Source organism: Waterburya sp. (genome assembly GCF_058530065.1).
In genome coordinates, this window is record NZ_JBZNBU010000068.1 from 1 (window position 1) to 14,800 (window position 14,800).

Sequence of the window (14,800 nt, forward strand, 5' to 3'; positions counted from 1 at the left end):
AAAGAAACAACCATTAGCTTCGATGGAAAAAGAATACAATCGGGAATTAGCAAAGCAAAGAATTTATATTGAACACGTTATTCGTAGCCTCAAAATTTTTCGGATTCTGGCACAGCCCTATCGCAATCGTCGCCGTAGGTTCGGATTACGCTTCAACCTTATTGCTGGTTTATACAATTGTGGGCTAAGTTTAGCGATCGCATGATTCATGCAAGAGGTCTAATAAATGGGGAATTTATTTAGTTGACGAACAAAATAATTTATTAAGTTGCGATTTACATGGAGTCAGCGATGCTTTTGTAGAAAGATATCAACAATATGGCAAAACTGTAGATCCTGTAATGAAATACGTTATGGAATATCACGCCCCCTGTCATGAAGAATTGGTGTTGCCTCCAGGACAATGGAAACAAAGCGAACTCTATCTTCGCTGTTGTGGAATATACGACCACGAACATATTATGACTGGGGGAATTGTGGGTAATGGAAACTTAATTGGAACAATTCACTTTGCCAGATTAGCTGATACACCTGCTTTTAATACTCACGATTTACTGAAATTGAGTGCCATTTGTAACCATTTTTCTGTTTGTTTGGCAGATCTAAGAAATCATTCAAATCAAATAGAGCGATCGTCTTATAATTTGACCCCAAGGGAATTACAAATTGCCAACTTAGTGGCTCGTGGCTTGACTAATACTCAAATTGGTAAAGAATTATGGATTAGCGAAAATACCGTCAAAAAAGCTTTAAAGAAAATGTTTATTAAATTGGAAATTCACAGTAGAACTGAAATGATTGTGAAATTAAAAGATATTTTGATTTATTAAGTAAAAAGTAATTACAACTGCTATGAGTAATAGATTAAAGAGTTGAAAATTTTATGGATCATAGGTTAAACCGTTACCAAGGTAGCTTGCTTCCGTCCCAAGAAAAGAATTCACCGCTATCTTTTGGCTCTAAATTGTCGATTACTTGAGATAAAAGATTGACAGTATGTTCTACGGGAAATAATTTACCAGGGGGGACATTTTTCTGGAAGGGAGAAGAAAGTCTGGTGTCGGTAGTGCCAGGATGCAATGCAGCTACGATAGTTTTGGGACATCGGCGACTATATTCGATCGCCGTAGTTTTGAGCAACATATTTAACGCCGACTTGGAAGCGCGGTAGCCATACCAACCACCCAAGCGATTGTCACCAATACTGCCAACTTTGGCGGAAATACTAGCAAAGATACTTTTTGGTGTTTTTCTAAATAAAGGCATTAGGTGTTTTGCCAACAATACCGCACCAATACTATTAATTTGGAAGTAATAGATTAGATTCTCGGCATTAATTTGTCTCAAGCTTTTCTCTGGGGTTAAATCTCCCTCGTGCAATACTCCCACGCAATAGATAGCTAGGTGTAATTCTTTAACTGACTCTTGTATTTTTTTAACACCGTCGGCAATTTGAGATTCTTGAGTAATATCCATTGGCAAACATGACAAGCGATCGCCATATTGCGTTTGTAATTCAAACAATTTTTCGGCATTATCTTTATTGCGGTAGGTAGCAAAAACTCGTCCGACATTTTCTTGTGATAATAAAGCCCGAACAAATCCCAAGCCAATTCCTTGAGTAGCCCCGACAATTAGAGCATTAATAGAAGTTAATTCAGATAACATTTATGATTTAGTCAATTATTAATAAGTGAAAGTATTACAAGCTCAATGTTTAATGTTTAATGTTCGATGTTTAATGTTTAATGCAAAACGGATTGATACTGTTGCTGATTAATACGTCCCGCTTCGTATAGAGTTTCGGTAATTTCAGAGATAGTCAATACAGAATGAGCGCGATAGCCATTCTCTGCCAGACGATCTTTTACGCCTCCTTCATGGTCGATAAAAACTACGATATCGTCTATTTTTAAACCAGCAGACTTTAATTTATCTGCCCCTTCCATCACACTCTTACCGCTAATTAAAATATCATCAATTACTACTACTTTTTCTCCAGGATTAAAATTACCTTCAATTAAGCGACGAGTGCCGTGAGCCTTTACTTCTTTACGGGGAAAAATCATCGGACGTTGTAAATTTAAAGCCAATCCCGTAGCGGTAGGCAAAGCACCATAAGGAATTCCTGCAATGCGATCAAATTCTAGGGTTTTGACGATATCTCCATAAGCAGCCAAAACTTGATTGAAGATGTGGGGGTTGGAAATAATTTTTCTCAGGTCAATATAATAAGAAAACGTCGCTCCCGAAGCTTGAACGTATTCTCCAAAGAGCAAGCAGCCAATATCGAATAACTCTAAAATAAGATCTTGATAGGGATGTTTGGTTAGCAAGCAAAGATCGGGAGTCCAAATTTCGCAACTGCTAACTTCTCGAACTTTTGCTTGACGATAACCGTTAATGGTTTGGTTGAGAGTGGCTACCTCTGAAGCTAAATCTTTACTAGCCAAAAAGTCTTGGGGGATGGGAATTAATAATCCTTCTCCAGTATCATTAAGCCCAATTTCCATTAAAGACTTCAGATTATTATTTTTACTCCACAAACTTCGGAGTAAAATCGTCCGCTCTGGGGCGATCGCTCTAATTTTAGTTAAAATGTTAGGGTTAGTCGTGCCAACTTCTAAATATAGTTGTTCGGGAGTCGCCCAAGATTGAGCCTCGACTATTACCTTGAGATAAAAAGGCTGTTCTAAATTGGGATATCTTTGTAAGACTTCGGCTTGAGGATTGGAAGTATGGGCGACAATAAATACAGCTTTATCGGAATAAACTAAAAAAGGTGCAGAGTGGTCTTGTCCTGCATAGGGAGTTAAAGTAACCGCATCTACTTGCCATTGGGTAAAGATAGCTTTAGCAAATACCGTACTGGTATTGAGATCGCTATGTTTGGCATCTAAAATAATCGGTATATCTTGGGGGATGGCTGCTAAAATTCGCTCCAATAATTGCAATCCTGGTATACCTAGAGCTTGATAGAAACCAAGAGTCGGTTTATAAGCACAAACGCGATCGCTCGTAGAACTGATGATCCACAACAGCCAAGCTGACAAGCGATCGATTAACTCTGCCTTATCTCCCGAGCGATATTCGGGAGACATCATTTCAGGGTTGGGATCTAGTCCGACAACTAATAAACTGTTATTGGTTGCGATCGCTTTATTTAATTTGTGAGTAAAATTCATGGGGTTTATTGAGATCGACACCCGTTTAACCTAGCTTATTTTTCATTGACAAATTCTGTTAATCTTTTGATTCCTTCCTTGATGGTGTCGAGATCTGTGGCATAGGAAAATCGAATGCAATTATCCGCACCAAAAGCAATCCCTGGAATGGCAGCCACTTGTTTAGCGTCTAGTAACTCATTACAGAAATCAAGGGATTTTTTACCAGTTTGAGAAATATCTACAAAAAGATAAAAAGCACCATAGGGCTTGGGACAACTGAGTTGGGGAATGGCGTTAATGGCTTCGTACATATAACTCCTGCGGACGGCAAAAGCTTCTACCATTTGAGCAACGCATTCTTGAGAAGATTCCAAAGCAGCGATCGCACCATATTGAGCGAAAGTACAAACATTCGATGTACTGTGACCTTGGATTTTTGCCATGGCTTTGATTATTTCTAAAGGTGCTGCTGCATAACCAACACGCCACCCCGTCATGGAATGACTTTTGGCAAAACCACTACTAACAATAGTTCGAGCAAAGATTTCTTCGTCGATCGAACCAATGCTGAGATGTTGCGCGTCATCGTAAAGGATTTTTTCGTAAATTTCATCGGAGACTACCAAAATGTCTTTTTCGACGATTACTTTAGCTAATTGTCTTACTTCATCGGGATGGTAAACCGTACCCGTGGGGTTAGAAGGGGAATTGAAGACAAATAACTTGGTTTTTGGGGTAATGGCTGCTGCTAACTGTTCGGGAGTTATTTTATAGTCGTTTTCTGCTAGGGTATCGATAATAATTGGCGTACCTCCCGCAGCTTTAACCATTTCGGGATAGCTCAACCAATAGGGTGCGGGAATAATCACCTCATCTCCTGCTTCAATCAATACTTGCATCAAGTTGAAGAGAGAAAATTTACCGCCATTGGTAACAATAATATTTTCTGCTTGATAGTTCAGATTGTTATCTTTTCTGAGTTTATTAGCGATCGCTTGTCGGAGTCTTAATTCCCCTACCGCAGCACCATAACGAGTTTTCCCCTCATCTAGAGCCTGTTTAGCAGCTTCGCAAATATGTTTGGGAGTGGGAAAATCTGGCTCTCCCGCACTAAAACTACAAACATCAATTCCTTCTGCTTGCATTGCCTTGGCTTTCGCAGAGATGGCTAAAGTAAGGGAAGGAGATATCTGATTGACTCTTGCTGCTAATTTCATATTTGTTACTACCCCAAGATGTTCTTTTTTACACCCACTAGATTCAATTATTATAGTGTTGCCAAGACTCTTGATAATAACCGATATTTTGGCACTTTTCTTTATATTTTGGGCGACCTCTGACAATTCATTTCTTATTTCGATCTTAGTTTGAAGAAAATTTGTCGGTGAGGATAGTTATTAGTTCGTAGTTTTTAGTTATTAGTTTTTAGTAGCATGGGCATTGCATTAAAGCATTAGTTGCGGCTAACTAATTAGCCCATGACATCAATGATTCAAATTAAACCAAAATATTGTTGACAGTTAAATCTTGTACGGCAAAGTTTTCTAGAGTAATAGAATCTCCTCCCAAATCAATCAAAGTATTGTGACCATCTTGAGTTGCCGAACCTAAAATGCGATCTATATCAGTTGAATAAGCACTAAAGTCTAAAGTATCGATAGTTTCAAAGTCGGTAATAGTATCAGTGCCAAAACCCGTCTCGAAGCGGAAGACATCATCTCCACCGCCACCAGTTAAGAAATCGCGATCGCTACCGCCAGTTAAAATATCATTGCCACTACCACCAAGTAGAGTATCGTTACCAGCACCACCACCTACTACTACTCCTTGTGCGGAATTTTGGCGAAATAGATCGTCTCCCAGACCCAAACGGACTTCACCCTCTAAAATAGCATTGTTGGTTACAGAGATATTGCCTGAAGCTTCCTCTGCATCAATTGCCAAGCCATTGCCACCGCGAATTAAACCGTTACTATTGTTGACGATTTCGCCGTTAAAAACTACTCCCGATTCAATTAAGATCCCCGCTTGAGTATCGGAAATAATCGTTCCAGAGTTATTGATATTACCTGTATAAGTAGCTTCGGTTAAATCCGACCCCAAAAACAATCGAATTCCCGCTGGAGTGTTTTCTGTTCCTCGTCCTCGAATCAAACCTTGGTTATTAATATTTACAGCAGTTTCTAAGTCATCCGTACCTTCAGCGATGCCGTTAGCAGTACCTACTTGAACCGATACGCCGCTACCAGAGTTACCTTCTCCTGCATCGATAACACCATGGTTACTGTTGTTAATGGCGATATTATCCCCCGTTCCATCTACATATAAAGTACCGTTTCGTTGGTCGTCCGTACCCAGAACAGAACCTGTATTATTAAAGATAATCTTATCTCCATCTAAATTGAGGGCGCGACTTCCAGACTCAATACTGCCACTGTTATTTATCGTTAAATCATGTTGAGCGTTGCCAATATACAAACCGTTGCGAGGACCAAAAATCGAGCCTTGGTTATTAATTTGTCCTTGATAGGCTACGCCGTCTTCCACAACAAAACCCCCCAAAAAGCCAACATTAACTTCAGCAGAAATAAGATTGGTATTGGTAAAAGATCCTGTTACAGTAGCTTCTGGAGCGTCCGAACCGTTAAAAAAGCGTACTCCACTAGAACCATTGCCAGTCAAACGTCCCTCTGCTGGGTCAAATTCTGCCTGTCCTCTGCCGAGAATCTGACCTTGGTTAATAATATTAAAATTGTGGTTAATCAGATCGTCATCCGCCCCTACTTGAATGGAAAAACCATCGCCAATGTTGCCCGCACCAGCATCGATAATACCCGTGTTAGCTAAATTAAAGTTATCAACCGTACCATCAACGTATAATGTACCGTTGCGTTGATCTGCCGTACCTAAAATATCTCCTTGATTAACTACTCTGATATTGTCGCCATCTGTAATATCCACAGCGCGACTATCGGAACTAATTGCCCCATTACGACCATTGACTAAAGTGAAATTATTACCAGAGGAACTAATACCATTGAAAGCCCCTGAGATATCTCCTTGATTAGTAATCTGTACGTTATCGCCCGATGAAATAATGCCAGAGTTTCCTTCGTCGGGGGCAGCAATCGAACCTGGGGGTACAATTTGTAGCTGGCTATTATTTCCAGTAATTGCGATCGCAGGTTCTCCCAGAGGGGCTTGAATTTGTTGGTTGACAACTACTTTTTGTCCTTCGATCGCAATACTGTTGTTTAGTTGATTTACTTCGCTCATGGAAATTACTCCTGTAAATGATTTATCGTTCTCGATTGATTTCAATAATCATTATTCGGAAGTCCCACAAAGTTCTTCTGAAAGACAAATAAACAAAAAGTAGCTTGATTCTCAGGAAATTTTCAGCTATCAAGATATTTTAATTAGCTCTGAGTTGATTTATCAGAAACTTTTCAGTTCTCTTTAAGAATATTGGAGGAAACTAAAAATAATTAATACAGCGACATTCCCACAACTCAATGCAACTTTCTAAGCTACTCAAAAAATCAGCCACACCCCAACAACCGATTAAAAAAGTCGCTGTTGTCGATCGCACTAACAATAGTAATAATTTAATTGATGTGCCTTCTCCCACTAAACCAGTGCGAAAAATTATAGATACAACTTCTTTAAAAGTAAGATTAACGGTTGGCATTGCTGGAGTGGCAGCTTTGGGCATTGGTAGCTTGGCAATGTGGACTAGCATAAGAATGGAGCATATTCTTGTTTCAAGCCACAAAGAGAATATGAAACATATTGTGACTCGCTTTCCCCAAGATGTAGAAGTTTATAGTGAAATGATTCCCTTGGAAGAAGGAGCGCAACGAGCGATCGCATCTCTATCTACTCCCGATAAATTAATTTGGATTAAAAACCCCCAAGGAGAAATTACGGCTAAGTCTGAAACCTTAGATTCTCCCGAAATTGGCAAGAAGCTTTTGGGGGTTAAAGATGTGCCTTTGATTCCTCAAATTAAAGATTTGCGTGGCAGTTATTGGTTGATGTGCGCTACTCCTTTAAAGGTAAAAGGAAATAATTTGGGCGAGTTGTATTTAGCTCATAATATTACCAACGATCGCATTATGTTTTTAAATTTAATTCGTAGCTTGGCTGTGGCTACGATAATCGCGATCGCTACCATGACTGGTATAATTGCTTTCTATATTCATCGCTCCATGCAACCTTTAAAGAAAATTAGTCGGCTAACTGCTAATATTTCTGCCGATAAACTAGACCAAGCCCATATTCATTTGGAACGAGCTCCTCGTGAAGTTAAAGAACTAGCTAATACGGTTGATGGAATGTTAGTTAGACTGTCAGAGTCTTGGGAACATCAACGAGAATTAGTGAGCAATGTTTCTCACGAATTAAGAACGCCTTTAACGATTATTTCTGGATATATTCAAAGTGTTTTGAGAAGAAACGATAATCTATCAGAAATGCAAACGGAGGCTCTTAAAACCGCCGCTTCCGAAGCAGATCGCACCGTACAATTACTACAAGATTTATTAGATTTAGCCCGCTTAGATAGCGATCAAATGCAGTTTCAGTTAGAAACTATTATTCTCAACGATTTGATCGAAGAAGTAGTCGCCATGGCAGAACAATATAGCGAGCGCAATATCACTTTAGATTTAGAACCAGATTTAATTGCGATCGCTGCTGACAGCCATCGTCTCAAACAAGTACTCTTAAATTTAATCGATAATGCCGTTAAATATTCCGAACCAAATACCCCAATTATTCTAAAACTCAGAAAAGTAGAGCGTCGCGCCCATATTCAAGTATGCGATCGCGGTGTGGGCATTCCTTTACAGCAGCAAGGTCGAATTTTTGAACGCTTTTTCCGCGTTGACGAATCTCGCAATCGTGCGGGTGGTACTGGTTTGGGCTTATCCATCGTTAAAACTTTAGTCGAAGGAATGAATGGCAATATTCAAGTGCGATCGCAACTCAATGAGGGTAGTACTTTTACTATTTGTTTTCCAGTAGTTGTTAATAGTTAATGGTTAATTGGCGATCGCTAGATAATATTAGCTTAAAAATTTTAGAAATAAAATTATTGCACTGTAATATCCATCTCATTTTTAATAAAAGTTGACATTGCAAGGTCATTTTGCCGAAAATTAACTCTTCTTTACAAAAAGCGATCGCTTTGGCTACTCCTTACAGGGGTAGGAGTAATAGTCGTCCATCAATTTGTTGATTGTTAAATTGTTGATTGCAATCAAAACGGACAGACGCGACGGTCAACACGAAATCTCACGTCATACTAATTCTCTAGAATAGCCCTACAAATCTATTCCTATTTCTCTAAATACCCTATTGCCCTATGTCCCCAAACCATTTCTAGTCAATTTAAACAGAAACGGCATCATTTTTGCGTGGGGTGAGCTTAATCAGTTCAGTCAACTATTTACCAATTTTTGTTTTTTGTTCTTATTTTCAAAAAAACTAAACATAAAACAATTAAAAAATAGTTCTAACGCCTCAGATCGCTATATAAATCCTTTAAATTCATTTTAAAAATAAATAATCTTGCAAACTTAGACTAACAATGATTTAAAGATATAAAGTAGCTTTATTTTCCCCGTTAGTTGGCTCATAATGCAGACATAGACGTAAGGCAAAATAAATACGTCGCGATATCGCAAACGCCCAAATAAAATTCAATATTTAAAAGCAGGGGAGAAAAGCAACGTGGGACAAATAAGACTAGCAGTTTATGGTAAAGGCGGAATTGGTAAATCTACAACTAGCTGCAACATTTCCGCAGCCTTGGCAAAAAGAGGTAAAAAAGTTTTACAAATTGGCTGCGATCCCAAACACGACAGTACCTTTACCCTCACGGGATTTTTAATTCCAACTATTATTGATACCCTTCAAGAAAAAGACTTCCATTACGAAGATATTTGGCCAGAAGATGTCATCTACGAAGGTTACGGTGGAGTGAGTTGTGTCGAAGCAGGTGGACCTCCTGCGGGTGCTGGTTGTGGTGGCTATGTGGTTGGAGAAACAGTTAAGCTACTCAAAGAATTAAATGCTTTTGATGAATACGATGTCATTCTCTTCGATGTACTGGGTGATGTTGTCTGTGGTGGTTTTGCTGCCCCTCTAAACTATGCTGACTACTGTATGATTGTTACAGACAATGGTTTCGACGCACTGTTTGCAGCCAATCGTATCGCTGCATCCGTTAGAGAAAAAGCCCGCACCCACTCTCTACGTCTAGCGGGTTTAATTGGCAATCGAACTTCCAAACGAGATTTGATCGATAAGTATATCGAACACGTACCCATGCCCGTCTTAGAAATCTTACCTTTAATCGAAGATATTCGCGTTTCTCGCGTTAAAGGTAAAACTCTCTTTGAAATGGCAGAAAACGATCCTTCCTTAGCATTTGTTTGTGATTACTATCTCAACATTGCCGATCAAATTTTAGCTGCTCCTGAAGGAGTTGTCCCCAACGAAGCCCAAGATCGGGATTTATTCTCCTTGCTATCTGACTACTATCTCAATCCCCCCACAGGAAAACAGCCTACAGAAGATGAAGAATTAGACGCGATGATGGTTTAAAAATAGCTCTTAGCTTTTAGCTTTTAGCTTTTAGCTTTTATTGATTTTCTTTGTATCTCAACAATAATTTTAGGAAAACATCTTAGCTGATAGCTGATGGCTGATAGCTAATAGCTTCTTTCAAAAAGTTAATTTAGTTATCCGAAAATACATAAGACATGACTTTAGCCAAAGAACAACAACCGAGTGCATTAAATTTCGAGTGCGAAACTGGGAACTATCATACCTTTTGTCCCATTAGCTGCGTGGCGTGGCTGTATCAAAAAATTGAAGATAGTTTTTTCTTAGTTATTGGTACAAAAACTTGCGGTTACTTCCTACAAAACGCCATGGGAGTAATGATTTTTGCCGAACCTCGTTATGCAATGGCAGAATTGGAAGAGGGAGATATATCTGCTAAATTAAATGACTACGAAGAATTAAAAAGACTGTGTTTGCAAATTAAACGCGATCGCAATCCTTCGGTTATTGTTTGGATTGGTACTTGTACCACTGAAATTATCAAAATGGACTTGGAAGGGTTAGCCCCCAAACTAGAAGCGGAAATCGGTATTCCCATCGTTACCGCCCGCGCTAATGGTTTGGATTATGCCTTTACTCAAGGGGAAGACACCGTTTTAGCTGCCATGGCTCACAAGTGTCCCACTCAAGCACCAAAAGTAGAAGCAGAGAAAAAAGAACGCAACGCCGTTTCTAGTTTGTTAAACTTCGGACGCAAGAAAGAAGAAATCAGTCAAGCAGAGTCGGAATATAAAGACCATCCACCACTAGTCTTATTTGGTTCTCTGCCCGATCCTGTGGTGACTAATTTGACTTTAGAATTGAAAAAACAGGGCATTAAAGTATCTGGCTGGCTTCCTTCCAAACGCTTTACCGAATTACCCGCGATCGAACAGGGTTACTATACAGCAGGAGTCAATCCTTTCTTATCTCGTACGGCTACTACTTTGATGCGCCGTCGTAAAACCAAACTTATTGGCGCGCCTTTCCCCATTGGCCCTGATGGTACTCGCGCTTGGATCGAAAAGATCTGCTCTGTATTTAATATCGAACCTCAAGGTTTGGCAGAAAGAGAAGCCAAAATTTGGGAAAATCTCGAAGACTATATTAAGTTAATTCGCGGTAAATCTGTTTTCTTTATGGGAGACAATTTATTAGAAATTTCTCTTGCCCGTTTCCTCATTCGTTGTGGTATGTCTTGTCCTGAAATTGGTATTCCTTATATGGACAAACGCTATCAAAAAGCAGAATTAGACTTGTTGGAAAAAACCTGTCATGAAATGGGTGTTCCCGTACCTACTATCGTGGAAAAACCAGATAATTACAATCAAATTCAACGGATTTACGAACTTCAGCCCGATTTAGTAATTACTGGTATGGCACACGCCAATCCTCTAGAAGCTAGAGGTATTAATACTAAGTGGTCGGTAGAATTTACCTTCGCTCAAATTCACGGTTTTACCAATGCCAGAGATATTCTAGAATTGGCTACTCGTCCCTTACGGAGAAATAATAACCTCAAAGAATTAGGCTGGGAAAAGTTAGTCCAAGAAGAAGCTCAAGTTTAGTTTAACAATAACAACTAAATAATTTGATAATAAGGGTTTGGCAATGTCAGGCTCTTTTTTGTAATAATTTTAATTTAGGTTGATGTCTGGATAATTTTATAAATATAAAAAATTGACTAAACAAGTTGATGGCACAAAAAAATATCTCAAATAATAGTTTAAATACAGAATTACCTACTAGCGATCGCCGTTCACCAGAAATCAATATTAATTCCTCAAAGTGGAAAAACTTAATTGTCAAAATAATGGGATTTATTAAGATTATTCTGCCTTTCTCTTGGATTCTATGGATAGTAGTGTTGTTTTTAGTTGTTTCTCCTTTATTTGGTTATTTCTTGATTAAGAATTCCTTAAATTATAAGGTTGATGTTCCTAGTAATAATCAAAAGACAATATTAGTTGAAAAACAGTTCCATTCAGGAATTGATGCAGCAATAATTTCCGCTGTAAGAGAAGCACGTATAGCATCAGAAAAACAAGCCTCAGAAGAGTTGGATCGTTGGGAAGCTCAATTGATGACTCGTATCGATAATAATTTTATACCTTGGTATTTTGATTATTTCAATCAGAAAGGAAGAGAATTAAATTCTATTTGGACTGGTTTATCATCAGAATTAATTCACTTAGTCAATTCTCAGGGAAAAACTGGCAAACAGGCGATTAAAGAACAACTAATTGAAGAATTTCAGCTGGAGTTTTCCAATAGAGTATTAAGACCGCAAGCAGCACAAATGCAACTCAAAAGAATTGCAGAAAATACAGTAGATTTGTATATCAATAGAATTGTAGAAAATTTAGGTACTGTTAAAGTAAAATATCAAATTCCAGAAGCAGATTGGGAAAGTTATACTAATGAGATTGCCATAACTATATTTGGAACAAATGGTAGTGCCACGAAAAGAATACAAAAAGAAATGATGTTAGGAACAACGGGCATTATTATGGCTAAAGCTTTATTGCCCACTGTGGGAAAAATTAGTAGTAAAGTAGTTGTTTCTCTTGCTAGTAAGGTGGGTGCTAAAACAGCAACTAAAACTGGTGCGTTAGTTGCAGGTAAATTAGGGGCGCAACTAATCGATCCTATAGCAGCAGTGGGGATTATAGCATGGGATATTTGGGACTATAACCATAGCGTAGATGTTGAAAAACCAATTCTTCGACAAGCAGTTGCTGAATATTTAGATGAAGTTAAATATTCTTTACTCGATAATCATGAAAACGAAAATAGTATTATGTCTTGTATTTACCAAGTAGAAGATAAAATACTTAATTCATTAGAATTCAAGGGTTAAAATCGTTTATATTAATTGTTACTATATAAGTTGAAGATATCCTTAAAAGCTAATCAAATATTGTTGACTATTCAGCTAGGTTGAAAAAATAGACCGAGCAACTATTTTCTTAAATAATTAACCAAGGCTTTCAAACCCAAGCGATAACTATCAGCCCCAAAACCACTTATTTGACCTATAGCCACAGATGCTATAAAAGAGTGGTGTCGAAACTCTTCTCTAGTGTAGATATTACTCAAATGCACTTCTACGGTAGGTATGTTAACTGCTGCAAGAGCATCTCGGAGGGCAACACTAGTATGGGTGTAAGCACCAGCATTAATCATAATTCCCTGGTACTTTTCTCTCCCATTGTGTATCGTGTCTACTAATATGCCTTCATGATTGGACTGAAAACAATCAAGGCTAACCTGTAGTCGTTGAGCATCTGCTTGTAATGCTTCATTAATCTGCACGAGGGTTTTAGAGCCATATATTCCAGGCTCTCTTAGCCCTAATAAGTTTAAGTTAGGGCCGTGTAAAACTAATATACTTATTTTAGACAAGATTGAGATTACAAAGTAACTTAGTCTAACGACGATATCGGCGATCGTTTACAGGTATGGGTATAGTTTCTCTTTCCACTTCGGGTTCTGGCCCCAATAAAACTTCAATTAGTTTTTGGGCTAAATCTCTTAGTTTGTCTAGTAGCTGTTCTATATAGTCCATCGGATAAACGACTCCTTCAGGATAATCTTATTGTTATTTGTTTGTTCGGTTAGCGTAATGCTAACAAAGCTTGTAAATTCACCATGTATGTATGAGGTAAATGTTACTTTTAAGCTCTTATATTCTTGTGTTACAAAATTTTACACTTGATTCGGATACATCGAAGTTTATAATCTTGGAACTATTATTAAGGTTAGCACAAGCTGAGATTATGAGTATATACTCTTAGTAAATTTCGATTTTCTTAAGATTTATCGGTTGTAGAAACTAACCTTTATCCTAGTTCAAAAGAATGGGCTCAGCATAACATTAATAATATCATTATAACCTTTAATGGAGTGGGAAACTATTAAGTGTTGAAAGAAAAAGTATCCCTTCAAGCAACTCAGCAAATATAAGAACGCTCCTACGACTTCTGACTAGATCGTTACTCTACTTTTTCCATTGGTGCTATTTTAGGAATAATTTTGGTTACTCCCATTGCTAAGAACTTAACTGCCAAAGTCGCTTTTTTGCCACTACCCAATACATGAGTAATTTCTCCCGCACCAAATTCTTGATGCAAGACACGATCGCCCACCCGCCAATCAATGTCGATCGCCTGGGAAGTTTTTTCTGCTTGAGGGCGACGACGGCGATAGGTAGTAGCCGCATTGACATTACTGCTAATTAATTCTCCTGGAAGTTCCATTAAAAATTGGGAAGAAATTGCTGGTTCTCTTTGTCCCCAGAGACGACGCTCTCTAGTGTAGGTAAGGAATAGTTGTTCTTGGGCGCGAGTAATGCCCACATAACAAAGACGGCGTTCTTCTTCGATTTCTAGAGGATCGTTTAAAGTACGATTGTGGGGTAATAAGCCTTGTTCCATACCGACAAGAAAGACAATAGGAAATTCTAAACCTTTTGCCGAATGGAGGGTCATTAAGGAAACTTTTTGTTGTTCTTCGTTGAGATCGTCCAAGTCGGAAGCTAGGGAAGCACTAGAGAGGAAAGCTTCTAAACTAGTTTCTTCGTTGTCCTCTTGGAACTGTTGCACCGCATTATAAAGTTCGTAAATATTGGCAATGCGGTTGTCGGCTTCATCCGTACCCTGTTGTTGTAGCTCTTTAACATAACCAGACTGTTCGATAATGCTACTGAGAATTTCCGCTGCGGTGAGTTTATCGAGGCTATCTTTCATCCCCTGAATCATTTGAGCAAATTCTGTGAGGGATTTACCAGCCCTGCCCCCAATCGTGTTAACTGAAGTTTCATCCCTGAGGATTTCCCATAAAGGTACGCCTAATTGTTGGGCTGCATCCATCAACCTGCCGATGGTAGTTTTACCAATACCACGACGGGGAGTATTAATAATTCGCAGCAAACTTACCGTATCGTCTGGATTGGCGATAATCCGAAGATAGGCGATCGCATCTTTAATTTCTTTGCGATCGTAGAATTTTAAGCCACCGAC

At 38.6% G+C, this 14,800-nt stretch carries 13 protein-coding genes; 6 read left to right on the forward strand and 7 right to left on the reverse strand.

The genetic code is table 11. The annotated features are described in order from the left end of the window. Window positions 1-205, forward strand: a 205-nt coding sequence (locus AC33VI_RS04525) for a transposase family protein (RefSeq protein ID WP_491781077.1), incomplete at its 5' end; no start/stop codon positions are given. Between the two features lie 136 nt (window positions 206-341). Beyond that, window positions 342-830: a helix-turn-helix domain-containing protein gene (locus AC33VI_RS04530; protein WP_491781078.1), complete on the forward strand. Its 489-nt coding sequence runs from the start codon at window positions 342-344 to the stop codon at window positions 828-830. Window positions 831-903: 73 nt separating this feature from the next. Here AC33VI_RS04530 and AC33VI_RS04535 read toward each other — a convergent pair whose 3' ends face one another. The 4 genes from AC33VI_RS04535 to AC33VI_RS04550 all read right to left on the reverse strand — a co-directional run bounded on the left by AC33VI_RS04535 (window position 904) and on the right by AC33VI_RS04550 (window position 6,443). Continuing rightward, entirely contained in the window at window positions 904-1,668 is a 765-nt protein-coding gene (locus AC33VI_RS04535; protein WP_491781079.1) for an SDR family NAD(P)-dependent oxidoreductase, read from the reverse strand. A 77-nt stretch (window positions 1,669-1,745) separates the two neighbouring features. Further along, complete coding sequence (locus AC33VI_RS04540; protein ID WP_491781080.1) at window positions 1,746-3,185, reverse strand: bifunctional orotidine-5'-phosphate decarboxylase/orotate phosphoribosyltransferase; 1,440 nt, start codon at window positions 3,183-3,185, stop codon at window positions 1,746-1,748. Between the two features lie 35 nt (window positions 3,186-3,220). Then, window positions 3,221-4,384, reverse strand: coding sequence for a pyridoxal phosphate-dependent aminotransferase (locus tag AC33VI_RS04545; RefSeq protein ID WP_491781081.1), 1,164 nt, complete (start codon window positions 4,382-4,384; stop codon window positions 3,221-3,223). A 280-nt stretch (window positions 4,385-4,664) separates the two neighbouring features. Beyond that, window positions 4,665-6,443: a calcium-binding protein gene (locus tag AC33VI_RS04550; protein ID WP_491781082.1), complete on the reverse strand. Its 1,779-nt coding sequence runs from the start codon at window positions 6,441-6,443 to the stop codon at window positions 4,665-4,667. Between the two features lie 239 nt (window positions 6,444-6,682). Between AC33VI_RS04550 and AC33VI_RS04555 the strand changes: the two genes are divergently transcribed. The 4 genes from AC33VI_RS04555 (at window position 6,683) to AC33VI_RS04570 (ending at window position 12,639) form a co-directional block, all read left to right on the forward strand. Continuing rightward, on the forward strand, window positions 6,683-8,209 hold the full coding sequence (locus AC33VI_RS04555) for a sensor histidine kinase (protein ID WP_491781083.1): 1,527 nt from the start codon (window positions 6,683-6,685) through the stop codon (window positions 8,207-8,209). Between the two features lie 703 nt (window positions 8,210-8,912). After that, window positions 8,913-9,779, forward strand: coding sequence for a ferredoxin:protochlorophyllide reductase (ATP-dependent) iron-sulfur ATP-binding protein (gene bchL / locus AC33VI_RS04560; RefSeq protein ID WP_491781089.1), 867 nt, complete (start codon window positions 8,913-8,915; stop codon window positions 9,777-9,779). 158 nt (window positions 9,780-9,937) lie between these two features. Continuing rightward, window positions 9,938-11,347 (forward strand): ferredoxin:protochlorophyllide reductase (ATP-dependent) subunit N, encoded by a 1,410-nt coding sequence (locus AC33VI_RS04565; RefSeq protein ID WP_491781084.1) that lies wholly within the window; start codon window positions 9,938-9,940, stop codon window positions 11,345-11,347. 128 nt (window positions 11,348-11,475) lie between these two features. Continuing rightward, window positions 11,476-12,639, forward strand: coding sequence for a hypothetical protein (locus AC33VI_RS04570; protein ID WP_491781085.1), 1,164 nt, complete (start codon window positions 11,476-11,478; stop codon window positions 12,637-12,639). Window positions 12,640-12,740: 101 nt separating this feature from the next. Here the strand turns inward: AC33VI_RS04570 and aroQ are convergent, their stop codons facing one another. The 3 genes from aroQ to AC33VI_RS04585 all read right to left on the reverse strand — a co-directional run. Continuing rightward, window positions 12,741-13,184, reverse strand: a complete 444-nt coding sequence (gene aroQ, locus AC33VI_RS04575; protein WP_491781086.1) for a type II 3-dehydroquinate dehydratase — start codon at window positions 13,182-13,184, stop codon at window positions 12,741-12,743. A gap of 25 nt (window positions 13,185-13,209) precedes the next feature. Further along, entirely contained in the window at window positions 13,210-13,347 is a 138-nt protein-coding gene (locus tag AC33VI_RS04580) for a hypothetical protein (RefSeq protein ID WP_491781087.1), read from the reverse strand. Window positions 13,348-13,774: 427 nt separating this feature from the next. Further along, window positions 13,775-14,800 (reverse strand): 3'-5' exonuclease (locus AC33VI_RS04585; RefSeq protein WP_491781088.1); only part of this gene is annotated, 1,026 nt, incomplete at its 5' end.